The organism is Bradyrhizobium sp. AZCC 2289, assembly GCF_036924615.1.
Classification (GTDB): domain Bacteria; phylum Pseudomonadota; class Alphaproteobacteria; order Rhizobiales; family Xanthobacteraceae; genus Bradyrhizobium.
This window is the reverse complement of sequence record NZ_JAZHRY010000001.1, coordinates 8147541-8174399: the sequence shown is the minus strand read 5'-3', so window position 1 is coordinate 8174399 and position 26859 is coordinate 8147541. Positions and strand designations below refer to the sequence as shown.

Below are 26859 nucleotides of genomic sequence, written 5' to 3'. Positions count from 1 at the left end.
AGCGCGTCGCTCCGGTCGTCCGGTTCGTGATCGCAACCCGCGTCATGGACGCGGATAGACCGGCTTGCCGGTGGCGGTTTCGTGCGGATAGATCGAGATGAACTTGATGTGTTCGTGCTCGTTCAACTCGAGTTGGCCGAGCGGCGTCAGTTCGCCGATCTGGCCGCCCATTTCATCCAGTGCGAAGGTGCCGTCCAGCGTCTTGAGATTGCCCGACAGGCTGAACACCGCACGCCGCAGTTCAAGTTGATCGAGGCTGGTTGCAACCGACAGCGTCTTCTCGATCACGAGACCCGTGGTGTATCCGGCAACCGCATTGAAACCGAACTCGATCTTGCCGTCAGGATATTTCTTGTCCCACGCGGCCCGGTAATCCTTCATGCTCATCCCGAACTCGACGGGGTATTCGAGTTCTGAAGGCGGCACGTAGGTAAAGACGTGCTCAAGGCCCTTCTCGCCAACGTTCTTCTCCAGAAGCTCGGTCTCAAGACCGGGATAGATGCAGAACAGCATCTTGAACTTGACACCGACATCCTGAACATTGCGCAGGAACGCGATATCGTTCGGCGCGTAACCGAAGTGAATCACCGCGTCCGGATTGGTGTTGTTGATATTGTTGATGATCACGGTGTAGTTCGTGGTTTCCGTCGGGATGCCCTGATCGTAGACGATCTCGATCGGCGCGCCGGAGTCCTTGACGAATTTGCGGAATGCGTTGGCCTGCGTGCCGGTGAATTCGTTGGTGGAATAGAGGATCGCGACCTTCTTGATGCCGAGGCCCGGGCCGTCATGCGAAACGAAGTCCGCCACCGGCTTTGGCCATACGGTCGAAACCGGATCGGCCATCAGCGCGATGTAGGGATTGTCCTTGGAGAAAAAACTGGCGCCGGTACCGGTCTGGTCGAACAGGAACATCTTGCGGTCGCGCGCGATCGCCACCGCCGGCGCCGTCAGCACCGAACCAGAATCCGCGACCAGAAGGTCCACCTTGTCCTGCGTGATGAGCTGATTATAGAGCGTGGAAGCAGTCGCGGTATTGCTCTGGTCGTCATAGGCGACGAGCTTGATCGGGATTTTCTTGTCGAACGCCTTCACATAGGTGCCGCCGTCGGCATTCTTCTGATCGACCCAGAGCTTGAGAGCGCTGAAAACCGGCATCGAGATCGACGCATAGCGCCCCGACGAGGCATAGAGCGTGCCGATCTTGATCTCGGCCGGCGCATCGGCGGCAAAGGCTTGTGCGCCAAATGCCAACCCTGCGGCCAGCACTGTGCCCGTCAACTTGAACATGGAATCCTCCGGATTTTCTTCGATCTGGCCGCCCTTCTACCGCGCCGGCTTGGAGGGATACAAGCATTCCCGCATCATCCCCTATGCGCCTACTGGGACGCGGCATGCGGGAGTATGCGCTGGACCGTTGACGCCGAGCCGTCCAATGTCGCATCAAGATTGGAACAAACGGGCCAAACGGGCCGATCCAGGGAGGAATTGCCGACATGGCGGAGCCAGCGCGCGCTAAACCAAAGCCGACACCGGAAACCCAGCATTTCTGGGACGGCACGCAGGCCGGTGAGTTGCGCCTGCAGCGCTGCGACGCCTGCGCCAATGTGTATTTCCCGCCGCGCCCGTTCTGCCCGTCCTGCGCCTCGCGCAAGGTCAGCGTGTTCAAGGCCAGCGGCAAGGGCACGCTTTACAGCTACGTCATCAACCACCGCCCGGCCGCCCCCGGCTTCACGCCGCCTTACGCGATCGCGATCGTCGAACTCGACGAAGGTCCGCGCATGATGAGCAACATCATCGATTGTCCGCAGACGCCGGAGGCACTCGAGCTCGACATGAAGCTTGAAGTCGCGTTCGAAAAACTCGACGACAAGATCACCCTTCCCCTGTTCCGTCCGGCGAAGGGCTAAGCACCATGCGCAGAAATCAGGTCGCCGTTGTCGGCGCTGCCGAAACCACCGAGCTCGGCGTGATCCCGAACATGTCGCAGATCCAGTTGCACGCCGATGCGGCGCTCAACGCCATCGCCGATGCCGGACTGAAATTGTCCGACATCGACGGCATCGCCACCGCGGTGGAAACCCCGCAGCAGATCGCGCATTACCTCGGCATCACGCCGACCTGGGTCGATGGTACCTCGGTCGGCGGCTGCTCGTTCATGCTGCATGTCCGGCACGCTGCGGCGGCGATCGAGGCCGGTTTGTGCAAGACCGTGCTGATCACGCATGCCGAAAGCGGCAAATCGATGATCGGCAAGCAGCCGCGCTCGACGCCTGCGGACAGCCTCAACGGCCAGTTCGAACAGCCGTTCGGCGTTTACGGCCCGCCGAGCATGTTCCCGATTCCGGTGCTGCGCTACATGAAGACCCACGGCATCACCCACGAGCAGATCGCCTCGGTCGCGGTGGTGCAGCGCGAATGGGCCGCGAAGAATCCGCGCGCCACCATGAAGGACCCGATCACGGTTGCGGACGTCCTGAACTCGCGGATGATCGCGTACCCGTTCCGCATCCTGCAATGCTGCCTCGTCACCGACGGCGGCGGCGCGCTGATCCTGACCTCGGCCGACCGCGCCGAGGACTTTCCGCGGAAGCCGGTCTACATCCTCGGCACCGGCGAGAGCGTGGAAACGCCGATGGTCAGCCAGATGAAGACGTTTGACTCCTCCCGCGCCTTCAAGGTCGCGGGCCCCATGGCGTTCAAGGAGGCCGGCATCGCGCACAGGGATGTCGACCATCTGATGATCTACGACGCCTTTGCGCATCTGCCGCTATATGGTCTCGGCGATCTCGGCTTCATGCCGCATGAAGAGACCGGACAATTCATCGTCGACGGCAACACCCGCCCCGGCGGCAAATTGCCGCTCAACACTAATGGCGGCGGCCTGAGCTATATGCATTCGGGCATGTACGGCATGTACGCGCTGCAGGAAAGTGTGCGGCAAATGCGCGGCATCGCGCCGGCGCAGGTTCAGGGCGCCAAGATATCGGTCTGCCACGGCGTCGGCGGCATGTTCGCCGCGTCAGGCACGATCATTTTTACGAACGAGAAGTAATCACGCCCGTCATTCCGGGGCGGCGCGTAGCGACGAGCCCGGAATCCATAACCACGATCGGGAGTATGGATTCCGGGCCTGCGCCTTTCGGCGCATCCCGGAATGACGAGCCCCCAAATTCGAACCGACAACCGGAGAAACCCAATGGCCAAATCACTGCAGGACAAAGTCATCATCGTCACCGGCGCGGGCCGCGGCATCGGCAAGGAAATCGCGCTGCTCTGCGCGGCGGAAGGCGCCAAGGTAGTGGTCAACGATCCCGGCGTCGCCGCCGACGGCTCGGGAACCAGCGCAGCACCGGCCGAGGAAGTGGTCGAGGAGATCAAGAAGCGCGGCGGGACGGCGATCGCCAATTTCGAGACGGTCGCGGAAGCGATTCCCGCCAGCAAGATCGTCAAGATGGCGACCGATCATTTCGGCAAACTCGACGGCGTCGTCAACAATGCCGGCATTTTGCGCGACATGATCTTCCATCGCATGAGCGTGGAAGCCTTCGAATCCGTCATCAAGGTGCATCTGATGGGCTCATTCTATGTCGCGCATGCCGCGGCACGGTTGTTCCGCGAGCAGGAAAGCGGCTCGTTCGTGCACTTCACCTCGACCTCGGGCCTCGTCGGCAATTTCGGCCAGGCCAATTACGCCGCGGCCAAGCTCGGCATCGTCGGCCTGTCGAAATCGATCGCGCTCGACATGAACCGCTTCAACGTGCGTTCGAACTGCGTCTCGCCGTTCGCCTGGAGCCGCCTGATCGGAACCATCCCGACCGAGACCGAGGAAGAGAAGGCGCGCGTCGCAAAAATCCAGCAGATGGGACCGGAGAAGATCGCGCCGGTCTGCGCCTACCTGCTCAGCGACGCCGCCAAGGACGTCACCGGACAGATCTTCGCCGTGCGCATGAACGAGATCTTCCTGATGGGCCAGTCGCGCCCGCTGCGCTCGGTGCATCGGGGCGAAGGCTGGACACCGCAAACCGTCGCCGAACATGCGATGCCCGCGCTGAAGTCGTCGTTCTACAAGCTCGACCGCTCGGCGGACATCTTTAACTGGGACGCGATTTAGCCGTCATTCCGGGGCGACGCGAAGCGGAGAGCCCGGAATCCATAACCACCATCGTGAGTATGGATTCCGGGCCTGCGCCCCAGCGGCGCATCCCGGAATGACGAGAGTTGAGCGTGCGCGTCGTCCGGCCATCTCAGGTTGTTTTCCAAGACTTCGCCCGCTTTATGCCGGATTGCGGGCAGATGGTTCCCCTCCCAACAAAAAGCGGGAGGAAACCATGACTGCACCACTGACCTTTCCCGATAACCAATCTCTCAACCGCCGCAACCTGATCAGAGGCGCGGCGGCGCTCGCCGCAACGGCCGCCTCGATGAAAGCGGCCTCTGCGGCAACGGTGGCGCCACTCGGCCAAACCGGCGCTCCAACGCTGTCAACGGAACCGCTGCCCTTGGGCCCGCTCCCGGGAAGCCGCTATCCGGATTCCCATCTGGAGTCCGCCAATCCCAAGGTTTCGTTCGGGCCCACCGACTTCCCGGCCTTCGCCGGCACCATGGCGGTTGAGCGCGTCGCAACGGGGATGCGCTGGGCCGAGGGCCCGGTCTACTTCCCGGCTGGACGCTACGTGCTGTTCAGCGACATCCCCAACAACCGCATCATGCGGTTTTCGGAGGACGACGGTCACCTGAGCGTATACCGCCAGCCGTCGATGAACTCGAACGGCAATACCATTGATCGGGAAGGACGCCTGATCACTTGCGAACATAGTGGCCGACGGGTCACCCGGACCGAACTTGACGGCTCAATCACAGTCATCGCCGACAAGTACAACGGCAAGAAGCTGAACTCGCCGAACGACGCGGTTGTCACTTCCGATGGTGCGATCTGGTTCACCGATCCGGTCTACGGCATCGGCGGCTTCTATGAGGGCATCAAAGCCGAGCCTGAGCAGGAGAAGCACAACGTTTACCGGGTCGATCCTAAATCCGGTGACATCAAGGTTGTCGTCGATGACTTCGTGGAGCCTAACGGTATCGCATTGTCGCCCGACGAGAAGACGCTCTATGTCATCGACACCGGCTTCACGGACGGGCCGGACAATCCGTCGCATATCCGCGCGTTCAACCTGGATGTTGGGGCAGGAAAGGCATCGAACAGCAAAGTCTTTGCGGAAATGCCCAAGCCCAGCATTACCGACGGCGTCCGTTGCGACACCGAGGGGCGCGTTTGGTGCTCCGTAGGTTGGGGCGACCCCAAGGAGGACGGCGTGCGCTGCTACACCGCTGGCGGCGAACTGCTCGGCAAGATCCACATCCCGGAAACTGTCGCCAACCTGTGCTTCGGCGGCCAGCAACGAAATCGACTTTACATCTGCGGCTCGACGTCACTCTATGCCGTGTACACGAGTGTACAGGGCGCAATGAAGCCATGATCAGTTGGCGAATAGGGAGTGGCGAGTAGCGAATAGGAAATTTCATTCGCTACTCGCTATATTTGCTATTCACCTCTTGCCTACCCGCTATTGCGCAACCCCGCCGAGATCCCGTTGATGGTGATCTGGATGCCGCGCAGCACCGCTTCGTCGGGATTCTGCGCGCGATGCTCCTTCAGCAGCTCCACCTGCACGTGGTTGAGCGGATCGAGATAGGGAAAGCGGTTGCGGATCGAGCGCTCCAGCAGCGGGTTGCCCTGCAGCAGCCGCTCCTGCTCCATGATGTTCAAGAGGATGTCGATCGAGGTTTGCCATTCCTGCCGGATGCGCCCGAAAATCTTTTCCCGCAACACCTCGTCCGGCACCAGCTCGGCATAGCGCGAAGCGATCGCGATCGAGCTCTTCGCCAGCACCATGTCCATATTCGATAGCAGGGTGCGGAAGAACGGCCACTCGCGATAGAGTTCCTGCAGGAACGGCATGCCCTTGTCGGGATGCTCCTTGATCCAGGTCTCCACCGCGCTGCCAAAACCATACCAGCCCGGCAGCATCAGCCGGCATTGGGCCCAGCTGAACACCCAGGGAATGGCGCGGAGGTCCTCGATCTCGCGGGTTTTCTTGCGCGAGGCCGGGCGGCTGCCGATGTTCAGCGTGGCGATTTCGGTGATGACGGTGGAAGACCAGAAGTAATCGGCAAATCCTTCGGTTTCATAGACCAGCCCGCGATAGGCCTTGAAGGCCAGCGCCGACAATTGCTCCATCGCCTTGAGGTATTCCTCACGCGGCGCGCTGTGCTTTGGCTGCAGCAGGCTCGCTTCCAGCGTCGCCGCGGCGAGAATCTCCAGATTGTTGCGGCCGACTTCGGCGTTGGAATATTTGCTGGAGATGATTTCGCCCTGCTCGGTGATCCGGATCTGGCCGTTCACCGCGCCGCCCGGCTGCGCGATGATGGCCTCATAGCTCGGCCCGCCGCCGCGGCCGACCGAGCCGCCGCGGCCGTGGAACAGCCGCAACCGCACGTGATGGCGCTCGAACACCTCGATCAGGCCGATCTCGGCCTTGTAGAGTTCCCAGCCCGAGGTAACGAAGCCGCCATCCTTGTTGCTGTCGGAATAGCCGAGCATCACTTCCTGCACGCCGCCGCGGCTGTCCACCAGCTTGCGGTAATCATGCAGCGACAGCATCCGGTCCATGATGCCGGCGGATGCCTGCAGGTCCTCGATGGTCTCGAACAGCGGCACGATATTGATCGCGCTGCGGCCCGACGGGTCGACCAGACCGGCCTCCTTCAGCAGCAACGCGACCTCGAGCATGTCGGACATCCCCTTGCACATGGAGATGATGCATTGAGGGATCGCGTCGGCGCCGAATTTGGCGTGGGCTTCGGCCGCCGCATGGAAGACCGCAAGTTCGCCGACCGTTTCTTCGCTGTACTTCACGAAAGCCGACGTCAGCGGCCGTGCATTGCGCAGTTCGCTCGACAGCAGCGCGATCCGCGCCTCTTCGTTCAGCGCCAGATACGACATGCCGGGCATCGCGGCATCGACCAGCTCGGCGACCGTGCGCTCGTGCACGGCCGAATTCTGCCTGATGTCGAGACAGGCCAGGTGGAAACCGAAGCAATCCACCGCCTGGCGCAGGTGTCGCAGCCGTCCGCGCGCGATCACGCGCGAATTGTTCGATATCAGCGAGCGATAGAGCGTATCGAGATCGGCCTTGAACTCCCCGACATCGGCATAGGGCGCAGCGGCGCCGACCGGCGGTCGGGTGGTTTCCACGTCCAGCTTGAGCGCGGTGGCGGTGAGCCGCGCGTAGATGCCGGACACCGCCAGCCGATAGGGCTCACCGCTTCGATGCGGCGACGTGTCGGGCGAGCGCTCGGCGAGCGTCCGCAGATCCTTGGAGACATCGGCAAGATGCGCCGCGAGCGACAGCTCGGCGCCGAGCAGGTGCAGCTCTTCGAGATAGAAGCGCAGCACGCGGCTGCTCTGCAGGCGCAGCGTTCCGCGCATCACTTCCGCCGTCACGAACGGATTGCCGTCGCGGTCGCCGCCGATCCAGCTGCCCATTCTCAGGAACGACCCCACTTCGCCCTGCGCCGCGCTGTCGCCCTCGTTCAACCGGTCCTCCAGCGTGCAATGCAGCCGGGGCACTTCGTGCAGGAAAGTGTAATCGTAGAAAGAAAGCCCGTTGGCGACCTCGTCGAGCACGGTCAGCTTGGTGCGGCGCAACAGGTTGGTCTTCCACAATGTCAGCACCGCGCGGCGCAGCTGCTCGTCGCTCGCCTCGGCTTCTTCGGGCGTCAACTGGACCCGTTCGCGCCGGTCCAGCAGTGCCGCGATCTCCATCTCGCGGTCGATCGTGCTCTTGCGGCGCACTTCAGTCGGATGCGCGGTCAGAACCGGACTGACCAGCGCTTCGGCAAAGAATTTGCGCAACTCAGCCCCGCTGAAGCCGGCGGCGCGCGCATGCGACAGTGTCAGCGCCAGCGTTCCGGGCCTCGGCGTTCCAGCGGCGGATGAGCGGGCCCGCATCTGCCTGATGTTGTTCTGGTCTTCGGCGATGTTGGCGAGGTGTGAAAAATAGCTGAAGGCGCGCACGATGCGCACGGTTTGGCTGATCGACATGCTGTCGAGAATAAGCTCGAGCTCGCGGCGCGCCGGCTTGTCGTCATCGCGGTGGAACCGGATCGAGGTCTGCCGGATGCGCTCGACCAGGTCGAACACGTCGGCGCCCTCCTGATCGCGCACGGTGTCGCCGAGGATGCGTCCGAGCAGCCGAATGTCCTCGCGAAGCCGCGCGTCGGCCTCCAGTGCCTGCGCATCCTCCATGCGATTGGGACGGACTTCGGTCTCGGAAGGCATGGTCTGGGGTGACATGGCTGGCTACTCCAGAGGCTGCCCGGCAAGTTAGCAGTCTGCAACTTTTTTGCCGCAGTGCAAGATAAAGATGGAGGCGGCGCACACTTGATGTGTTCGTCGTCCCGGCAGCGCTCCGACCTCATCCCGAGGAGCCGCGCAGCGGCGTCACGAGGGATAGGCCACGGGCCTCATGGTTCGAGACGGCGCTAACGCGCCTCCTCACCATGAGGGTCTACCGGCTCACGAGCGGGACGACAGCTCTCCTAAATCCTTCGCCCTGCCCGCTCCCAATACGGGTCGCGCAGCCGGCGCTTGAAGATCTTGCCGGAATCCTCGCGCGGCAAATTGGCCTGGATTTCGACGTGTTTCGGCACCTTGTAATCGGCCAGCGACGTCCTGAGCTGGGCCCGGACCGAGGCGATGTCCAGCGTTACCCCCGGTTGCGGTTCCACCACCGCCATCAGCGCCTCGCCGAATTCCTCGTCGGGAATGCCGAACACCGCGCAATCGTGCACGCCGGGCACCGCATGCAGCGCCGCCTCGATTTCGGCCGGGTAGATATTGACGCCGCCCGAGATCACCATGTCGCGCTTGCGGTCGCAGATGAAGACATAGCCGTCTTCATCGATGTAGCCGACGTCGCCCGAGGTGATAAAACCCTCGCGCTCGATCTCGGCGCGCTTTTCCGGCTTGTTGTGATAGGTGAAATCCGGATTGCCGGATATCCGCGAATAGATTTCGCCGATCTGGCCCTGCGGCAACTCCTTGCCGTCGTCGCCGATGAAACGCAGTTCCGCGCCGGGCGACATCTTGCCGACGGTGCCGGGCTTCCTCAGCGCGTCCTCGGAACTGGCGAAGGTGACCGCGCCCGATTCGGTCGAGCCGTAGAATTCATAGATCACCGGCCCCCACCACTCGATCATCGCGCGCTTGACGTCGGCCGGACACGGTGCCGCGGCATGGATGATGTGGCGCAGCGATGACATGTCGTATTTGCGGCGGACCGCTTCCGGCAGCTTCATCAGCCGGATGAACATGGTCGGCACCATGAAGATGGTGTCGATCCGCTCGCGCTCGATCAGCGCCAAAAATTCTTCCGCGTCGAAGCGCGGCATCAGCACCAGCGCGCCGCCGAGACGCCCGGCGCGCAGGCCGAACGAGTTCGGCGCCGAATGATAGAGCGGCCCCGGCAGGATCGCCCGCGCGCCCGGCTTGAGGCCATAAATCATGCCGCGCATGGCTTCGGCGTTCGCGGTCTGCTCCGGCGTCGGCGCAAAGCGCCGCACGCCCTTGGGATGGCCCGTCGTGCCCGAGGTGTAGATCATGTTCTGCGGCTGCGGCACCGCCGGCCCGTCATAACGCGGCTGAAGTTTCAGCCATTGCTCAAAATCGATCGCGAAATCGGGCGTCGCGAGATGATCGGGATTGATCTTGTAGTTACCGAGGATTTCCGGCGGCGTCGGAACACTGAGCACGGTGACACCGGACGGAATCGCATCGCGTAGTTGATGCAGCATGTCGGCATGCGCGATCAGGACCGTCGAGCCGGAATCCTTCAGCACATAATTGATCTCTTCCGGCTTGAAGTGCCAGTTGATCGGCACGCCATAGGCGCCGAGCCGCATCGCGGCATAGGCGGCCTCCATGAAGGCGATATCGTTGCGCATCAGCATGCAGACGCTGTCGCCTTGGCTGACGCCGAGCTTCTGCAGTCCGGAGGCGATGCGGTCGGCGCGATCGGCGACCTCGGCGTGATCGCGCCTGCGCTGGCCGCTGATAATGCCGAGGAAGGGTGAAGATGACATTGTCGTTTTCCGATCTCTCGTCGGGTTAGGATGCCATGCCGTCATTCCGGGGCGATGCGAAGCATCGAACCCGGAATGACGAAGGTTGTTTATCCAGCCTCCGCAAACCGCGGCGCGCGCTTTTCCATGTTGGCGCGGACCGCCTCGGTCTGGTTCGGACTGCCCAGCAGCTTCTGCTGCTCCACTGACTCCGCGAGCAGCGCCGGGCCGGGATCGACCGACAGATTATTCAGCATCCGCTTGGCGGCGCGGATCGCGTCCGGACTCTTGCCCGCGATCTCGCGCGCAAGCTCGAAGGCGGCGGCGCGCGGATTGTCGCAGATCCGGGTCGCCAGGCCGTAGCTCATGGCTTCCTGGGCCGAAAAAATCCGTCCCGTATAGGTCAGCTCGCGCAAAATATCGTCGCGCACGAGGCTGGCCATGATCGGCGTGCCCGCCATGTCAGGCACCAGCCCCCATTTGATCTCCATGATCGACATCCGCGCGTCCGGCGTCAGGAACCGCATGTCAGCGCCGAGCGCGAGCTGAAAGCCGCCGCCGAACGCCACGCCGTGGATCGCGGCAATCACCGGTACCGGGAGCTGCCGCCAGCCCCACACTGCCTGCTGCGGAAAATTGGCTTGCCCATGGGTGCGCTCCGTCAGGTCGCGCTTCTCGCCGCCGGCTATCCCGTTACCGCCTTGATCCTTCATGGCGGCGAAGCGTCCCATGTCGAGGCCGGCACAGAACGCCCGTCCCTCGCCGGACAATACTACCGCTCGAACCCCTTTCTCATGGGCAAGCCGTCCGGTCGCGGCCACCAGTGCGTCGAACATCGCGGCATCGAGCGCGTTCATCTTGTCCGCCCGCACCAGCCGGACATCGGCGACACCGTCCGAAATCGATATCGAGACGCGTTGCTCCATGAGAATGTTCCTCCGCTGTTATTCTTTGTTTGCCGCTTTACAGAAAGGCCGTTGTCCGCTTTTAGTCAATCGACCAATTAACAACAATTCCTTTGGGTGGAAACGATGTTCAACGATCAGCTTCTCGCCGGACGGCGCATCCTCGTGACCGGAGGCGGAACCGGCCTCGGCAAATCCATGGCTTCGAAATTCCTCAGCCTCGGCGCCGAGGTCCATATCTGCGGCCGCCGCAAGAGCGTCTGCGACGAGACCGCAACCGAATTGATGGATTTGCACGGCGGACGTGTGGTGAGCCACGGCGTCGATATCCGAAATTCGCTCGCGGTCGACGAAATGATCCAGTCGATCTGGACCGGCGGGCCGCTCACCGACCTCATCAACAACGCCGCCGGCAATTTCATCTCGCGCTCGGAAGAACTCTCCCCGCGCGGCTTCGACGCGGTCGCCAACATCGTGATGCACGGCACCTTCTATGTGACGCATGCGGTGGGCCGGCGCTGGATCGCCGACAAGCAGCCCGGCAATGTGGTGTCGATCACGGTGACCTGGGTGCGCAACGGCTCGCCTTATGTGGTGCCGTCGGCGATGAGCAAATCGGCGATCCACGCCATGACGATGTCGCTGGCGGTCGAATGGGGCAAATACGGCATCCGTCTCAACACCATCGCGCCCGGCGAAATTCCGACCGAGGGCATGAGCAAGCGCATCAAGCCCGGCGACGAAGCCGGCGCGCGCACCAGGGCGCAGAACCCGATGGGCCGGGTCGGCACCATGGAGGAATTGCAGAACCTTGCCGTGTTCCTGATCTCCGGCGGCTGCGACTGGATCAACGGCGAGACCATCGCCATGGACGGCGCCCAGGCGCTCGCCATGGGCGGCAATTTCTATCAGCTGCGCGACTGGAGCGACGACGACTGGACCAAGGCCCGCGACTCGATCAAGGCGCAGAACGAAAAGGACCGCGCGGCACGGGGATAGTCTCTCCACGTCATTGCGAGCGAAGCGAAGCAATCCATCGCACCGCGAAGGAGGCATGGATTGCTTCGTCGCCGCGCTCCCTTGCGCAAACGCTTCGCGTTTGTCGCAGGCAATGACGAACGATTGCGTTGCGTGCTCCGAGCCAATATCATCCCGAAGATAAAACAACAAAAGACCTTCAGGAGAGACATGTCCGCTGCCCAGCAACTGACGAACCTTGCCGACATGGTGCGCGACCGCGCCAGAAGCCGCGGCAATGCGGTGGCCTATGAATTCGAGGGCCGCCAGACCAGTTTCGCCGAGTTCGACGTCAAGACCAACCGCGTTGCCAACGCGTTGACCGCGATGGGCGTCAGGCCCGGCGAGCGCATCGCCTATCTCGGCAAGAACAGCGACATCTATTTCGAGCTGCTGCTCGGCGCGATGAAGGCCAATGTGGTGATGGCGCCGGTGAACTGGCGCCTCGCCGGCCCCGAGATCGCCTTCATCGTCGCCGACTGCAAGGCGCCGGTGCTGTTCGTCGGCCCCGAATTCATCACGCAAGTCCGCAACATCAAGGCGCAACTGCCTGATGTGCGCACCGTGATCACGACCGACGGCGGCGCGGGCGAATGGCAGGATTTTACGGCCTGGCGCGACGCCCAGAGCGCCGACGACCCAAAAGTGCCGATCGGCCCGAAGGACATCGCGATCCAGCTCTACACCTCGGGCACCACTGGCAAACCGAAAGGTGCGATGCTGTCGCACGCCAATTTCCTCAATTTGGTTCAGACCGGCAACGAGGCCGAAAAGCCGGACTGGAACAAATGGTCGACCGATGACGTCTCGCTGGTGGCGATGCCGATCTTCCACATTGGCGGCTCCGGCTGGGGCGTGATGGGCCTCTATCACGGCGCCAAAGGCGTGATCGCGCGCGAGTTCGATCCGACAAAAGTGCTCGACTTCTTCGAGCAGTCCGGCATCACAAAACTGTTCATGGTGCCGGCCGCGATGCAGTTCGTGGTGCGGCAGCCCCGCGCCCGCCAGGTCGACTTCTCGCGGCTGAAATACATGCTCTACGGCGCCTCGCCGATTCCGGCAGCGCTGCTGAAGGAGTGCATCGAGGTCTTCAAATGTGGCTTTGTGCAGATGTACGGCATGACCGAAACGACCGGCACCATCGTCGCATTGCCGCCCGAGGATCACGTCGAGGGACTGGACCGCATGCGTTCGGCCGGCAAGGCCCTGCCCGGCATTGAACTTGCGATCCTCGACGCCGACGGCAAGCGATTGCCGCCGGGCGAAGTCGGCGAGATCGCCACACGGTCCGGCTCCAACATGGTCGGCTACTGGAACCTGCCGGAGGCGACTGCCAAAACGCTCGACGGCGACGGCTGGCTGCGCACGGGAGACGCCGGTTACATGGACAGCGACGGCTACCTCTATATCCACGACCGCATCAAGGACATGATCATCTCGGGCGGCGAAAACATCTATCCCGCCGAAGTCGAAAGCGCGATCTGCGATCATCCTGATGTCGCCGAAGTCGCCGTGGTCGGCGTGCCCGACGACAAATGGGGCGAGGCGGTCAAGGCGATCGTGGTGATGAAGCAGGGCAGGCAGGCGACATCGTCCGACATCATCAATTTTACGCGCGAACGCATCGCCGGCTTCAAGACGCCGAAGACGGTCGACTTCATCGAGGCGTTGCCGCGCAATGCGTCCGGCAAGATTTTGCGGCGGCATCTGCGCGATCCCTATTGGGCGGGGAAAGACCGTCAGGTGAATTAGGCGCCCACAAGCAACGGAACAACCTACGCTCTATTGATCTGGGTCAGGCGGGAGCAATGTGAACCGTCTTTTCGACTTGTTCCACTTGTACTTGCTCACATGGTCGCATTCTAGACAGTGTTGCAGCGTGATCGTGGCTTCCTCGGAAGCCGACACGACTGCAAACGCGTGCTCGCCCGAAAGCTCGACAAGGTGCCGGATCACAGGCGGCTTATCTATTGGCCAGCTCACGATCAGGAGAAACGCACCCCGCGCGCCCTTGCAGGTTTGGTAGACGCCAACGAGGGCTGTCTGCTTGGTCTTCGACCCGTCGAAAAAGCCGTCCACCGCGAACGGTGATTTGTCCTCGCCGAAATAGAGGGCAAGGTCGTCGGGAAACATATCCCGGCGCAATTCATTCACTTTGCACCAGCCGGCGCGTATCTTCGCCGCTGGGATGCCGCGAATATCCGCTGCGAACGGATGATACTCCGTTCGTAGCCACCAGGCGTCATATTCGGGCGTGGGTGATGTCGTGAGAAAGGGCTTGTCCTGGGCGTGCCCGATTACCGAACCTGCAACCAGAAAAAAGCCCGAGAGGATCGCTCGCGAAAGCTTTCTCACGTGCAGTCTCCGTTCAATGCTTCCCCGCCCCCATATAGCCGAACAAAAATCCCGCCACCTTCCGCTTCTGGATTTCCTCGCTGCCTTCGGTGATGCGGTAGCGGCGGTGGTGACGGTAGATGTGTTCGAACGGCTTGTGGCGCGAATAGCCCATGCCGCCGTGCACCTGCATGGCGCGGTCGGCGGCCTCGCAGCAGAGACGGTTGGCCCAGAAATTACACATCGAGACCTTGTCGGACAGCGTGTACTCGACCTGGGCCTGGGTGAGTTGGTCCATCTCCCAGGCGGTCTTGCGGATCAATAGCCTGAGCATCTCGGCTTGCGTGGCGAGTTCCACCAGCGGCCACTGGATCGCCTGGTTCTCGGAAAGCGCCTTGCCGAACGGTTTGCGTTCGCGCGCGTATTTGACGCTCTCGTTGATGCAATAGACCGCAGCGCCCAGCGAACTCGCGGCCTGCCGGATCCGGTTCTCATGCACGAAACATTGCGCCAATGAGAGACCGCGACCGACTTCGCCGAACAGCGCATCGTCAGGCACGAACACATCCGTAAAGCTGACGCGCGGGTGATCGGTCGGCATATTGAAGGTCCACATATATTCCTCGACCTTCACGCCCTCGGCTTTGGCCGGCACCAGCAGGCAGGTGATACCGCGCGCATCGCCGTCATTGCCGCTGGTGCGCGCGAACAGCGCGCAATGGGTGGCGACATGCATGCCCGTGGTCCACATCTTCTGGCCGTTGATGATCCAGCCCTTGACGTTGTCGCGGGTCGCCGGCATCGCCCGGGTTTCCATATGCGTCGCGTCCGAGCCGTGTTCGGGCTCGGTCAGACCGAACGTGATGCGGTATTTTCCGGTGATCGAGCCGTCGATCATCGCTTTCTGGTCGTCGCGGCCGTAGCGGTCCAGCATGGTCACGATCGGGAGGTTGCCGACGATCGAATGCTCGTTCTGCAGATCGTTGTGCAGCCCGAGGCCCTTGGCCGCAAAATGTTCGCGGATCACGGCCATCCAGAGATTGGAACCATCCTTGCCGCCATAGCGTTTCGGGACCGCAAAGCGCAGGTGGCCGGCGGCGTCGGCGAGGTTCTTGGCCTTGCGCAGCAGCGCTTCCCATTCGTGCCGCGGCAGGCCGCCCTTGTCGAAATCGGTGCGCGCCCATTCGCGGCGATGGTCGAAGAAGCGGATGTTGTCGTCGGCCTCTTCCAGCGGCTTGATCTCGCGCGCGATGAAACGATCGAGTTCGTCGAGATAGGCGACGAGGTCAGCCGGCAGGTTGAAATCCAAGGCAGTCTCTCCCGAAAAGGTCGTGTATTGTCGTTTTGCGTTAAGGCGCTACGGGCCTTTGCTCGATCGATTAAGGTGAGAAGATGCTTCCCAAGTCAAGCAACCGGATAAGGCTTGGCACGCGCGGGCGCCTTGCGTAATTGGATGGTATCGGGCGGCGGCCGCGCCGCTAATATCCGGCCAATATTCTTCGCCACAGAAAATCGAAACGGGAGCGAACATGGATCTGAAATTCTCAAAGGTGACGCGCAAGGGCCCGATCACGATCGTGACGCTGTCGCGGCCGGAAGTATACAACGCGCTGCATATCGACGCGCATTTCGAGCTCAACAAGGTGTTCGACGATTTTTCCGCCGACCCCGAGCAATGGGTCGCGATCGTCACCGGCGCCGGCGACAAGGCGTTCTGCGCCGGCAACGATCTGAAATGGCAGGCGGCCGGCGGCAAACGCGGCTGGGACAAGGGCGGCTTCGCCGGTCTCACCACGCGCTTCGACTGCGACAAGCCGATCATCGCCGCCGTCAACGGGGTTGCGATGGGCGGCGGGTTCGAGATCGCGCTGGCCTGCGACCTCATCATCGCCTCGGAGAATGCCACCTTCGCACTGCCGGAACCGCGCGTCGGCCTTGCAGCACTGGCCGGCGGCGTGCACCGGCTGCCGCGGCAGATTGGCCTCAAGCGCGCCATGGGCATGATCCTGACTGCGCGCCACGTCGCGGCCAGAGAAGGACAGGAGCTGGGCTTCGTCAACGAGGTGGTGCCGCAAGGTGAAGCGCTCGCTGCCGCCGAGCGCTGGGCGGACACGATCTGCAAGAACTCGCCGATGTCGATCCGCGCTTCCAAGCAGGCGATCCAGAAGGGCCTCGAAGTTTCGCTGGAACAGGCGATATCAGAGCAGCGGGAATACCCGGCGGTGAAGGCGATGGCGGCGTCGCAGGATTATATCGAGGGACCAAAGGCGTTTTCCGAAAAGCGTCCGCCGAAGTGGGTGGGGAAGTAAAGCTTCGCCGTCATTGCGAGCGAAGCGAAGCAATCCATAGCGCGGCATAACGGATAGATGGATTGCTTCGTCGCTTCGCTCCTCGCAATGACGAGGATGGATGGGCCGGCGCTAATCACTTCGTCCCCAACTCCCTTTTGTACGACGCATAGTTCGGCTGATCGACGGCGAGCTTGTCCATCGTGGTCTGCCATAGGTGCTCGGCCAGCCTCGGCGTCTGCAGGTCGACCTCGCCTTTTGCAATTCTCTCCGACAGCGCGCGGTTAAGCTCCTTCAGCGAGCCATCCGCGCCAAGCAACTGCTTCAGCCGCGCGGCCTCGGCGGCATCGCCGCCCTGCTCCAGCGCCAATTGCCGCGTCACCAGGTCGAGCGCGTTGATGCCGACGCGGAGCTTGAAGGCGTTGTGGCCCTTGATGACGGGCGTGATTTCGTTGCGCAGAAAATCCGCGACCGCCTTGATCAATTCGGTGGGTGTCGGTTCGTCCTGCATGTTATTTTCTCATCTTTTTGGGCATGATCTTTTCCGAAAACCGGCCTCCACTTTTCGGGATCATGCCCGCGGCGCTAGCAGCCTGAGCAAATCAATCTCCGTCTCCGACGAACGCCGCCCGATCATCGCACGTTCCATCGAATGATCGGGACCGCTGCGAAACCGCTGCATCATGCCGCAGCACATCACGCCCCAGCGTAGCGTCCCCATCACTTCCCAAAACATCACGCGATCCGGATCGGCGCGGCGGCCGGCTTGCTCGTATCCAGCAAACAGATCCTCGCGCGTGCCAAAGCCGCCGACCGGCTTGTCGATCTCGCCAAAGCGCCAGGAATTGACGCAGATCCAGCCGAGATCCTCCATCGGATCGCCGAAATGCGCGAGTTCCCAATCCAGCACCGCGCGGACGCCGTCGGGGCCGATGATGAGATTGCCGTGACGGAAATCGCCGTGCACCAAAGTCACTTCGCTGGAAGGCCCGGGATCGTGGTCACGCAGCCAGCGCAGCGCCAGCTCGAACACCGGCCGCGGCCAGTCAAAGCTGCGGTATTCGCGCTCGAGATCGGCAATCTCTTTTGTCGACGTCATCTGCCGCAGTTTTGGCAGCTTCGAGCCGTCGAGCCCGTGGATGCCGGCGATGACTTGGCCGAGCTGGCGCGCCAGCATCGGCCGCGCCTTTGCAAATTGTTCATCGCGAAGGATCTTGCGCGCGATGGTTTCGCCCTCGATCCGCTGCATGATGAAGCCGGTGCCGAGGTGGTCCTCCGGCTGCAGCACATGCATCACGCGCGGCGACGGCAGGCCGGCGTCAAACGCGAGCTGCATCAGCGTCGCCTCGGTATCGAGGCCGGCGGCCCGCCCCGGCGAGGCGCCATAGCCCGGCGGCGCGCGGCGCAGGATCGCGCCGATGACACCGTCGGGATGGATGATGTCGAACGACCAGGTCTCCTGGCTGGCGCCGCCGGAGAGTTTTGCCGCGCCGGCAACGCCGGTCGCGCCCGGATAGAAGGCGGCGACGCAGCGTCCGAGTTCCTGCTCGATCATTTGCCTTTGAACTTCGCCGGGCGCTTTTCGAGGAAGGCGGTGACGCCCTCCTTGAAATCTTCCGCCGCACCCGCCGTGCGCTGCGACTCGAATTCGAGGTTGAGCTGTTCCTCGAACGAGTTCTCCGGGCTGTCCCAATACAGTTTGCGGATCAGCGACAGCGCAATCGTCGGACCGTTGGCGAGCTCATGCGCGAGCTTCATGGCCTCCTCCATCAAAGCCGCATCGTCATGGACGCGGTTGACCAGCCCCCATTCCAGCGCCTTTTCCGCCGGCAGCCGCTCGCCCATCAGCGACAGTTCGACCGAGCGCGCCTTGCCGATCAGCCGCGGCAGCAGCCAGGTCGATCCGCAATCCGGCACGAGGCCAATGCGGCGGAACGCCTGCAGGAAATAGGACGAGCGCGCGCACAGGATCATGTCGCCCATTAATGCAAAGCTCATCCCGGCGCCGGCAGCCGGGCCGTTGACCGCGGTGACGAGCGGGCAATGCAGATTGCGCAAGCGGCGCAGGAACGGGTGAAAGCCGATTTCCAGCGTGGCGCCGGCGTTGCTTCTGCCCGGCTTCTGGTTGTTGCGGCCCTGCAGATTGGCGCCGGTGCAGAACGCGCGCCCCGCGCCGGTCAGCACCACGCAGCGAATTTCGGATTTCTTCTCGTCGATGGTGTCGAGCGCCTCGGCGAGGCCGCCCAGCATGTCCATCGAGACCGCGTTCATGACCTCCTGATGGTCGAGCCTGAGAACGGCGACCGGTCCATCGATATCGAGCGTGACGTGCTTGAACTGCATTGTTTCCTCATGACTTGTGTTTACGCGCTATTCCGTTGCGCGGCAGATTGAATCTGCCATCTCGGCTCATATTTGATTTTTCTGATAGCCTTGTCCATGGTTGGCTCTGAACATCTGCCCATCATTGAACGCACGACCTAACGTGCGCCATACCAAATGGAAACACCCATGAGCATCTTCGACCTCTCCGGCCGCGTCGCCATCATCACCGGCGGTAATGGCGGCATCGGGCTTGGCATCGCGCAGGCGCTGAACGCCGCCGGCTGCAACGTCTCGATCTGGGGCCGCAACGCCGACAAGAACAAAAATGCCGCGGCCACCATGGCGGCCGGACCCGGCAAGGTCGACACCCGCATCTGCGACGTCGCCGATCCCGCCTCCGTCAAGGGTGCGATGAAAGCGACGCTCGATGCGTTCGGCCGCGTCGACGGCTGCTTTGCCAATGCCGGCATCGGCGGCGGCGGACGGCGCGCCTTCATCGACCGCACCGAGGAAGAATGGCGTCGCATGTTCGCGACCAATCTGGACGGCGTCTTCCACGTGTTCCAGGCCGCCGCGCGCCACATGACCGAGCGCGCCGACGCCGGCGACAAATTCGGCCGGCTGGTGGCAACCTCGAGCCTCGCCTCGCTGTTCGGCACCGCACGCAACGAGCATTATGCCGGCACCAAGGCGGCGCTGAACGCGCTGTGCCGCGCGCGCTCGCGGTGGAACTCGCCCGATACGGCGTCACCGCGAACGCGATCCTGCCCGGCTGGATCAAGAGCGACATGACCGCGAACATCATGGCGAACGACAAATTCGTCGCCAATGTGATGCCGCGGATTCCGGTGCGGCGCTTCGGCGAGCCCGCGGACTTCGGCGGCATCGCGGTATATCTGATGAGCAAGGCGTCGTCGTATCACACCGCGGATTGTTTTGTGATCGACGGCGGGTATACGGCGTTTTGAGATGAAGGTCGTCATACGCAGTTCGTCGTCCCGGCCCATATGCGCAATTGCGCACCAGGAGCCGGGACGACGTGGATGGAGTTTCGCTGATTTTTTGTCCGCTGGGCAGGCACGTACCTTCCACGGGGCGGAAAAACCCCTCCTCCAGTTTGCCTGTGCAAAGGCGGAGCAGGCGTTTACAGTGACGACCAGAAACAAGCGTTTCAGACAGATCGCCCGAGCGAACGGGAACGAACGATCTGCCCCAATGGGAGGACTGCATGAAACACGCCTACATACCCCGCACCACGACCTATACGCTCAATCCGGAAGACGAGCTCAATGATCTGCGCATGTCGGAGAAGGTCCGGCCGCTGTACGACCACGTCAAGAAATTCATCCGCGAAACGGTCGAGCCGATGTCGGTCGAGTTTTACCGGCATGGCGAGAAAAAGACCGACCGCTGGAGCTTTACGCCGGAGCAGCTCGAGGTGCTGGGCAAGGCCAAGGCGAAGGCCAAGGAAGTTGGCCTGTGGAACTTCTTCCTGCCCGATGCCGAGACCGGCGAAGGCCTGAAGAATCTGGACTACGCCTATATCGCCGCCGAACTCGGCAAGAGCCCGCTGGCCTCGGAAACCATGAACTGCTCGGCGCCGGATACCGGCAACATGGAAGTGATCGAGCGCGTCGGCACCAAGGAGCAGAAGGAGAAGTGGCTGAAGCCGCTCCTGGCCGGCGAAATCCGTTCCGCCTATGCCATGACCGAACCGAATGTCGCCTCCTCCGACGCCAAGAATATCTCGACCACCGCAAAACTGGTCGGCGACGAATGGGTGATCAACGGCGAGAAATACTACATCTCCGGCCTCGGCGATCCCCGCTGCAAGATCATGATCGTGATGGTGAAGACCAGTCCTGACGCCGCACCAAGCAAGCAGCAGTCGCAGATCCTGGTGCCCAAGGACACGCCCGGCGTCGAGATCATCGGACCGATGCACGTGTTCGGCCACGACCACGCACCGCGCGGGCATATGCATCTGCGCTTCAACAATGTCCGGGTGCCGAAGGAGAACATCCTGCTCGGCGAAGGCCGCGGTTTCGAGATCTCGCAGGTCCGTCTCGGGCCGGGCCGCATCCATCACTGCATGCGCACCATCGGCAAGGCGGAAAAGGCGCTCGACCTGATGGTCTCGCGCGGCCTGACCCGCGAAGCCTTCGGCAAGAAGATCGCGCATCTCGGCGGTAATTTGCAGATCATCGCGCAGGCGCGCTGCGAGATCGAGGCGATGCGGCTGATGGTGTTGAAGGCCGCCAAGGCGATGGACGTGCTCGGCAACAAGGAAGCCCGCACCTGGGTCAGCATGGTCAAGGCGATGGTGCCCGAGCGCGCCTGCAAGATCATCGACCAGGCGATCCAGATGCACGGCGCCACCGGCATCTCGCAATGGTCGCCGCTCGGCGAAATGTACCAGGACGTGCGCCATCTGCGCTTCGCCGACGGTCCGGACGAAGTGCACTGGATGGTGGTCGGCCGCCACGAACTGAGCATGCCGTAGTTCGCCGTCTCCTTCTCCCCGCGTGCGGGGAGAGGGTCGGGATGAGGGGAACTCTCCACGAGTTCGCTCGCGGACAGTCCCCCTCACCCGGATTGCTTCGCAATCCGACCTCTCCCCGCAAGCGGCCGCAAGCGGGGCCAGGTAACCGGAACGGAACGCATCATGCAATACGCCCCCGGCGATCTCACCCAGCGCGAGCGCTACAAGGTGCTGACCGGATTCGTGCTGCCGCGGCCGATCGCCTGGGTGACGACGATCGGCCCGACCGGCGTGGTCAACGCCGCACCCTTCAGCTTCTTCAACGTGTTCTGCGAGGATCCGCCGCTCTGCATGTTCGCCGCCGGGCCCGACGGCTTGCCCAAGGACACCACGGTCAACATCGAACGCACCGGCGAGTTCGTGGTCAACCTCGCCGACGAGCCGCTGGCGCGCGCGATGCACGATTCCAGCGGCGACTTTCCACCCGACATCGGCGAGCCCGGCTATCTCGGCCTCAAGCTCGCGCCCTCGACCAAGATCGCGGTGCCACGGCTGGCCGACGCGCCCTGGGCGATGGAATGCAAGACCTGGAAGACCATCGACGTCAACGGCGACCGCCAGCTCATCATGGGGCAAGGCATCAACTTCCACATCCGCGACGAATTGTGGGACAGCAAAACGATGCGCGTGCACATGGACCGCTATCACCCGGTCGGCCGCCTGTTCGCCGACCGCTATTGCCGCACCGACGACCGAATGGTGTTTCCGCCGGCGCAGGGAGCACCGGCAACTTAATTTGTAGGGTGGGCAAAGGCGCGTTTGCGCCGTGTCCACCGATCCAAAACAGGAGTGCCCATGATCGACAATTTCAGCGACAACGAAGCGCGCGATCGGTTCGAACTCGACGTCGACGGCACGATCGCCTTTGTCACCTACCGCAAATCGCCCGGTGCGATCACGCTCGTGCATACCGAGGTGCCACCTGAACTGGGCGGCCGCGGCGTCGGCTCAAAACTCGGACGCGCGACGCTCGATGCGGTGCGGGCGCAGGGGCGCAAGCTCTCAGTCGAGTGCGATTTCATCCGCAACTACATGACCAAGCATGCCGAATACAGCGATCTGCTGGCCGACGGCGAGGCGACGAAAATGGACGCCGCCACCTACAAGGCCGGCTGCTTTTGCGGTGCCGTCGAGGTGGAGGTGACGGGCACGCCGGTGTTCGCGGGCTACTGCCATTGCGGGGATTGCCAGGCATGGTCGGCGGCGCCGATCAACGCCTTCAGTCTGTGGAAATCGGATCATGTGCGCATCACCAAGGGCGAAGGCGAGATCGGCACCTTTCACAAGACCGAAAACTCCTATCGGAAATTCTGCAAGGTCTGCGGCGGCCACATCATGACCGACCATCCGCGGATGCGGCTGATCGACGTCTACGCCAACCTGCTCAAGGGATACACGCATCAGCCGACGCTGCATGCGAATTACGGGAGCAAGACGGTTTCCGTGAAAGACGGCTTGCCGAAATACCGGGATCTGCCCGCCGAACTCGGTGGCTCCGGAGAGACCCTGCCGGATTAACCTGTCGGGTGGGCAAAGGCGCGCGTGCGCCGTGCCCACCATCTATCCGCATCGATGTCGTGAGAATGGTGGGCACGCTATCGCTTTGCCCACCCTACACGGCTGCCGCCCTAAGCAGCAGCCGGCCGGTGCGCACGCAGGAAGGAACGGATCTGGCGCACCGCCAGCGGAATCCGCTCCTTGGGCTCCTTCCACGGGAACAGGCTGACTTCGGCGTTCGGCGCCAGCATCGCCGCCTCCATCGCGACCGCATAGGGATGGGCCGGGATATCGTCGGGCAGGATCAGCACCGGCGTCTGGCACTGGCGGACGAAATCGCGCGTCACGGTGAAGACGAAATCAGGATTGGTGCGATACATCCGGGTCAGGAATTTTTCCGCCGTCTCCATCGCGATCTCGGGCCGGCGCTTGACCAGCTCGGGAGCCCAGCCCTTCATGTTATTGTCGTAGAACAGGTCGCGCATCTCCGGACGCGAGCCGCTCGGCTGCGCCAACACCGCGGCGATGATACGGTCGGGCGCGCGCCGCAACAGGTTCCAGATCAGGGGGCCGCCGATGCAAAAGCCCAGCACCATGAACTTGTCGATGCCGAGATGATCCATCAGCGCGAGGTGGTCGTCGGTGTGGGAATCCCAAGGGCGCTCGATCTCGAGCGGGCCGGTGGACTGACCCGCATTGGCGTTGCGCAGGTCCGCCGCGATGCAGCGGTACTCGCCCTTGAATTCCACGAAGGAGTCGAAGGGCGGATAACTGCCGCTGAGGCCCGATATCGTCGAGTTCAATCCGCCGCCGGCGATCAGCAGCAGCGGGTAGCCGGAACCGGCCTCCTCGTAGTGGATACGTACGGCGCCTTTTTCGTAAAAACTCATAGCGGCTCCTCCCTGCCCGGCTCCCTTATCCCCGCCAGTTTGCAGGGCGGGTTGGCGAAGCGTAACCCGCCGCTACGTTGCTTGTGAATGGTAGATTACGCCGGAGCCTGTCATCAGGCCGGGCCTTGCGCGGACGCGTTGGGCTAATCCACCCCGCGCATTATGACGCCGCCGGCTCCGCGATCTTGTCCTGCGTCTTCGTTTCGAAATCGCTGGCGTCGTGACGCTCGTGCAGCTGGCTGGCGGGATCGCCCCAGGTACGGTTGACCATGCGGCCGCGCTGCACGCCTGGGCGTTTGGCAATCGCATCGGTCCAGCGCTGCACGTTCTTGTAGTCCTGCACGGATAAAAATTCGCCCGCGCCATAGAGCACGCCCTTCACCAGCGAGCCATACCAGGGCCATACCGCGATGTCGGCGATCGTATACTCGCTGCCTGCGAGATATTCGTTGTCCGCCAGCCGCCGGTCGAGCACGTCGAGCTGGCGCTTGACCTCCATCGCGTAGCGGTCGATGGCGTATTCGATCTTTTCCGGAGCGTAGGCATAGAAATGGCCAAAGCCGCCGCCGAGAAACGGCGCGCTGCCCATCTGCCAGAACAGCCACGACAGGCATTCCGCGCGCGCCTGACCGCCCGATGGCAGCAAGGCCCCGAATTTTTCCGCAAGGTGCACCAGGATCGCGCCGGATTCGAACACCCGGATCGGCGCCGGTCCGCTGCGGTCCATCAGCGCCGGGATTTTCGAGTTCGGATTGACCGCGACGAAGCCAGAGCCGAACTGGTTGCCGTCGATCTTGATCAGCCACGCGTCGTATTCGGCGCCGCTGTGGCCGAGCGCGAGCAGCTCTTCCAGCATCACCGTGGCCTTGACGCCGTTCGGCGTCGCCAGCGAATACAACTGCATCGGATGACGGCCGACCGGCAGCTCCTTGTCATGCGTTGCGCCCGCGATCGGGCGGTTGATGCTGGCGAAGCGGCCGCCGCTCCCCTTGTTCCAGGTCCAGATTTTTGGCGGCTCGTAGGCGGGGGTTTCGGTCACGGGTGTGTCGGTCACTCGGTTGGCTCCAGGGTTCGTTTCCGACATGGCCGGGCTTGCCCCGGCTATCCACGTCGTTCTTGACACAGCTAAGAACGTGAATACCCGGGACAAGCCCGGGCATGACGGTGAGAGAGTGATTTATGACGCTGCCATTCGTTGCTTCCGCTCCGCGTCCGCCATCACAAACCCCTCATAGCCCTTCGCCGCGATGTCGTTGCAAATCTGCCGGTACGGCCCGACGCCGCCGATATAGGGCATGAAGATGCGCGGCTTGCCCGGCACGTTGGCGCCCATGTACCAGGAATTGGCCTGCGGATAGAGCGTGGTGTAGGCGACCTCGTTGACATGGGCCACCCATTTGTCCTCGGCGTCCTTGTCCGCCTCCATCGTCTGGAGGCTGTGGTTGCGCATATAGGCGACGCAGTCGGCGATCCAGTCGACATGCTGCTCGATCGAGACGATCATGTTGGACAGTACCGACGGACTGCCGGGACCCGTGATGATGAACAGGTTTGGAAAACCCGCGCTCATCAGGCCGAGATAGGTCTTCGGTCCTTCCGCCCATTTCTGGTTCAGCATCTGTCCGTTACGGCCGTGGATGTCGATCTTGGCGACCGAACCGGTCATCGCATCGAATCCGGTCGCCAGCACCAGCGCATCGACCTCAAAGTCCTTGCCGCCGGCGCGCACTGCATTCGCGGTGATCTCCTCGATCGGGCTGGACTTGATGTCGACCAACGCCACGTTCGGGCGATTGAAAGTCGCGAAATAATCGGTGTCGATGCAGATGCGTTTTGAGCCGATCGGGTGATTGTTCGGCTGCAGCAGTTTTGCGGTCTCAGGATCCTTGACGATCTCGGCGATCTTCTCGCGGACGAAATTGGCGGCGGTGTCGTTGGCCGTCTTGTCGAGCGCGAGGTTGTTGTAGACCGACATGAAGGTCAGCCCGCCCTTGCTCCAGCGCGATTCATATTTGGCGCGGCGCTCGTTGTCGCCGTCGTCGAGCGCGCCGCGATCGGGCATCTCGGTATAGATGCCGTTGCGCGCCTCCTCGCGGGCAAAGCGCCTTATCTCCGGATATTTTTCGCGGAACCACTGCCGCTCGTCGTCGGTCAGAACAGCGTTGCGGGCGGGAATCGAGAAATTCGCGGTGCGTTGGAACACCGTGAGATGGCTGGCCTGCTCGGCGATGATGGGCACCGACTGGATGCCCGACGATCCCGTGCCGATCACGGCCACGCGCTGGCCGGTGAAATCGACCGCTTCATGCGGCCAATGGCCGGTGTGATAAACCTTGCCCTTGAAGCCGTCGAGACCCCTGATGTCGGGCATCTTCGCGTTCGAGAGGCAGCCGGTCGCGAGCACGACGTACTTTGCGGTTACGGTCTTGCAGTCCGACGTGGTCACCGACCAGACGCCGGCGCTCTCGTCGAACTCGGCCTGTTCGACGCGGGTGTTGAATTGGATATCGGGGCGGAGATTAAAACGGTCGGCGACGTGGTTGGCGTATTTCAGGATATCGGGCTGCGGCGCGTAGCGCTCACTCCAGTCCCATTCCTGCTGCAGCTCGTCGGAGAATGAGTAGGAATATTGCATGCTCTCGACATCGCAGCGCGCGCCGGGATAGCGGTTCCAGTACCAGGTGCCGCCGACGCCATCGCCCTGCTCATAGACCCGCGCCGTCATTCCCTGCTTGCGCAGCCGGTGCAGCATGTACATGCCGGCAAAGCCAGCGCCGACCACGACGACGTCGTAGGTCTCGGAAGCTTTACCGGATACAGATGGCAAGGCGGCGGACATGAAAGCGGGCTCCCCAAGGATTTCTTGTCGATTTGCAGAGCAGCATTCCCTTCAGCTAGCCAAAGCGCAAGAGACAAAACCGTCGTTCCGGGCT

Annotated in this window: 22 protein-coding genes and 1 pseudogene; 11 read left to right on the top strand and 12 right to left on the bottom strand. The window is 62.6% G+C overall.

Features of this window, described 5'->3' with window-relative positions:
• Nucleotides 1–42 precede the first annotated feature (42 nt).
• Nucleotides 43–1290: an ABC transporter substrate-binding protein gene (locus tag V1289_RS38470; RefSeq protein WP_334404144.1), complete on the bottom strand. Its 1248-nt coding sequence runs from the start codon at nucleotides 1288–1290 to the stop codon at nucleotides 43–45.
• A 206-nt stretch (nucleotides 1291–1496) separates the two neighbouring features.
• Here V1289_RS38470 and V1289_RS38465 point away from each other — a divergent pair, with 206 nt between their 5' ends.
• From V1289_RS38465 to V1289_RS38450, 4 genes are all read left to right on the top strand, one after another.
• On the top strand, nucleotides 1497–1910 hold the full coding sequence (locus V1289_RS38465; RefSeq protein WP_309183685.1) for a Zn-ribbon domain-containing OB-fold protein: 414 nt from the start codon (nucleotides 1497–1499) through the stop codon (nucleotides 1908–1910).
• A gap of 5 nt (nucleotides 1911–1915) precedes the next feature.
• Nucleotides 1916–3055, top strand: a complete 1140-nt coding sequence (locus tag V1289_RS38460; RefSeq protein WP_334404142.1) for a thiolase C-terminal domain-containing protein — start codon at nucleotides 1916–1918, stop codon at nucleotides 3053–3055.
• 144 nt (nucleotides 3056–3199) lie between these two features.
• Entirely contained in the window at nucleotides 3200–4114 is a 915-nt protein-coding gene (locus V1289_RS38455; RefSeq protein WP_074280730.1) for an SDR family oxidoreductase, read from the top strand.
• 217 nt (nucleotides 4115–4331) lie between these two features.
• On the top strand, nucleotides 4332–5483 hold the full coding sequence (locus V1289_RS38450; RefSeq protein WP_334407832.1) for an SMP-30/gluconolactonase/LRE family protein: 1152 nt from the start codon (nucleotides 4332–4334) through the stop codon (nucleotides 5481–5483).
• An 80-nt stretch (nucleotides 5484–5563) separates the two neighbouring features.
• On the opposite strand, the gene ppc is transcribed toward V1289_RS38450, so the two are convergent.
• The 3 genes from ppc to V1289_RS38435 all read right to left on the bottom strand — a co-directional run bounded on the left by ppc (nucleotide 5564) and on the right by V1289_RS38435 (nucleotide 11054).
• Nucleotides 5564–8362: a phosphoenolpyruvate carboxylase gene (ppc, locus tag V1289_RS38445; RefSeq protein WP_334404139.1), complete on the bottom strand. Its 2799-nt coding sequence runs from the start codon at nucleotides 8360–8362 to the stop codon at nucleotides 5564–5566.
• A 245-nt stretch (nucleotides 8363–8607) separates the two neighbouring features.
• Nucleotides 8608–10149, bottom strand: coding sequence for an acyl-CoA synthetase (locus V1289_RS38440; protein WP_334404137.1), 1542 nt, complete (start codon nucleotides 10147–10149; stop codon nucleotides 8608–8610).
• 89 nt (nucleotides 10150–10238) lie between these two features.
• Nucleotides 10239–11054, bottom strand: coding sequence for a crotonase/enoyl-CoA hydratase family protein (locus V1289_RS38435; protein ID WP_334404135.1), 816 nt, complete (start codon nucleotides 11052–11054; stop codon nucleotides 10239–10241).
• A gap of 105 nt (nucleotides 11055–11159) precedes the next feature.
• Here V1289_RS38435 and V1289_RS38430 point away from each other — a divergent pair, with 105 nt between their 5' ends.
• Both V1289_RS38430 and V1289_RS38425 read left to right on the top strand, forming a co-directional pair.
• Entirely contained in the window at nucleotides 11160–12032 is an 873-nt protein-coding gene (locus V1289_RS38430) for an SDR family oxidoreductase (protein ID WP_309183680.1), read from the top strand.
• A 189-nt stretch (nucleotides 12033–12221) separates the two neighbouring features.
• Nucleotides 12222–13802, top strand: coding sequence for a fatty acid--CoA ligase (locus V1289_RS38425; protein WP_334404133.1), 1581 nt, complete (start codon nucleotides 12222–12224; stop codon nucleotides 13800–13802).
• A gap of 30 nt (nucleotides 13803–13832) precedes the next feature.
• On the opposite strand, the gene V1289_RS38420 is transcribed toward V1289_RS38425, so the two are convergent.
• Nucleotides 13833–14405, bottom strand: a complete 573-nt coding sequence (locus V1289_RS38420; RefSeq protein WP_334404131.1) for a hypothetical protein — start codon at nucleotides 14403–14405, stop codon at nucleotides 13833–13835.
• A 13-nt stretch (nucleotides 14406–14418) separates the two neighbouring features.
• Nucleotides 14419–15693: an acyl-CoA dehydrogenase family protein gene (locus V1289_RS38415; protein WP_334404129.1), complete on the bottom strand. Its 1275-nt coding sequence runs from the start codon at nucleotides 15691–15693 to the stop codon at nucleotides 14419–14421.
• A 220-nt stretch (nucleotides 15694–15913) separates the two neighbouring features.
• Between V1289_RS38415 and V1289_RS38410 the strand changes: the two genes are divergently transcribed.
• A complete protein-coding gene (locus tag V1289_RS38410) occupies nucleotides 15914–16693 on the top strand; it encodes an enoyl-CoA hydratase-related protein (RefSeq protein ID WP_334404127.1) in 780 nt (259 codons plus the stop codon).
• Nucleotides 16694–16808: 115 nt separating this feature from the next.
• Here the strand turns inward: V1289_RS38410 and V1289_RS38405 are convergent, their stop codons facing one another.
• The 3 genes from V1289_RS38405 to V1289_RS38395 are packed head-to-tail and all read right to left on the bottom strand — an operon-like array spanning nucleotide 16809 to nucleotide 19015.
• Nucleotides 16809–17183, bottom strand: a complete 375-nt coding sequence (locus V1289_RS38405; RefSeq protein ID WP_334404125.1) for a DUF6285 domain-containing protein — start codon at nucleotides 17181–17183, stop codon at nucleotides 16809–16811.
• A gap of 60 nt (nucleotides 17184–17243) precedes the next feature.
• On the bottom strand, nucleotides 17244–18227 hold the full coding sequence (locus tag V1289_RS38400; protein WP_334404124.1) for a phosphotransferase family protein: 984 nt from the start codon (nucleotides 18225–18227) through the stop codon (nucleotides 17244–17246).
• A complete protein-coding gene (locus tag V1289_RS38395) occupies nucleotides 18224–19015 on the bottom strand; it encodes an enoyl-CoA hydratase/isomerase (RefSeq protein WP_334404123.1) in 792 nt (263 codons plus the stop codon). Before V1289_RS38395 ends, V1289_RS38400 begins: the two co-directional genes overlap by 4 nt.
• A gap of 168 nt (nucleotides 19016–19183) precedes the next feature.
• Here V1289_RS38395 and V1289_RS38390 point away from each other — a divergent pair.
• The 4 genes and pseudogenes from V1289_RS38390 to V1289_RS38375 all read left to right on the top strand — a co-directional run bounded on the left by V1289_RS38390 (nucleotide 19184) and on the right by V1289_RS38375 (nucleotide 23057).
• Nucleotides 19184–19965: pseudogene (locus V1289_RS38390) on the top strand (SDR family NAD(P)-dependent oxidoreductase).
• Between the two features lie 260 nt (nucleotides 19966–20225).
• On the top strand, nucleotides 20226–21500 hold the full coding sequence (locus tag V1289_RS38385; protein ID WP_309183672.1) for an acyl-CoA dehydrogenase family protein: 1275 nt from the start codon (nucleotides 20226–20228) through the stop codon (nucleotides 21498–21500).
• Between the two features lie 162 nt (nucleotides 21501–21662).
• Nucleotides 21663–22274, top strand: coding sequence for a flavin reductase family protein (locus tag V1289_RS38380; RefSeq protein WP_334404121.1), 612 nt, complete (start codon nucleotides 21663–21665; stop codon nucleotides 22272–22274).
• Between the two features lie 60 nt (nucleotides 22275–22334).
• The gene (locus V1289_RS38375; RefSeq protein ID WP_334404120.1) at nucleotides 22335–23057 is read left to right on the top strand and encodes an N-acetyltransferase; all 723 of its coding nucleotides are present in this window, start codon (nucleotides 22335–22337) and stop codon (nucleotides 23055–23057) included.
• A gap of 110 nt (nucleotides 23058–23167) precedes the next feature.
• Here the strand turns inward: V1289_RS38375 and V1289_RS38370 are convergent, their stop codons facing one another.
• From V1289_RS38370 to V1289_RS38360, 3 genes are all read right to left on the bottom strand, one after another.
• The gene (locus V1289_RS38370; RefSeq protein WP_334404118.1) at nucleotides 23168–23926 is read right to left on the bottom strand and encodes an alpha/beta fold hydrolase; all 759 of its coding nucleotides are present in this window, start codon (nucleotides 23924–23926) and stop codon (nucleotides 23168–23170) included.
• Nucleotides 23927–24086: 160 nt separating this feature from the next.
• Nucleotides 24087–24965: a glutathione-dependent disulfide-bond oxidoreductase gene (gene yghU / locus V1289_RS38365; RefSeq protein WP_334407830.1), complete on the bottom strand. Its 879-nt coding sequence runs from the start codon at nucleotides 24963–24965 to the stop codon at nucleotides 24087–24089.
• Between the two features lie 138 nt (nucleotides 24966–25103).
• Nucleotides 25104–26765 carry a flavin-containing monooxygenase gene (locus tag V1289_RS38360; RefSeq protein WP_334404116.1) on the bottom strand — a complete coding sequence of 554 codons (1662 nt, stop codon included), beginning with the start codon at nucleotides 26763–26765 and terminating at the stop codon, nucleotides 25104–25106.
• Nucleotides 26766–26859: the final 94 nt, after the last annotated feature.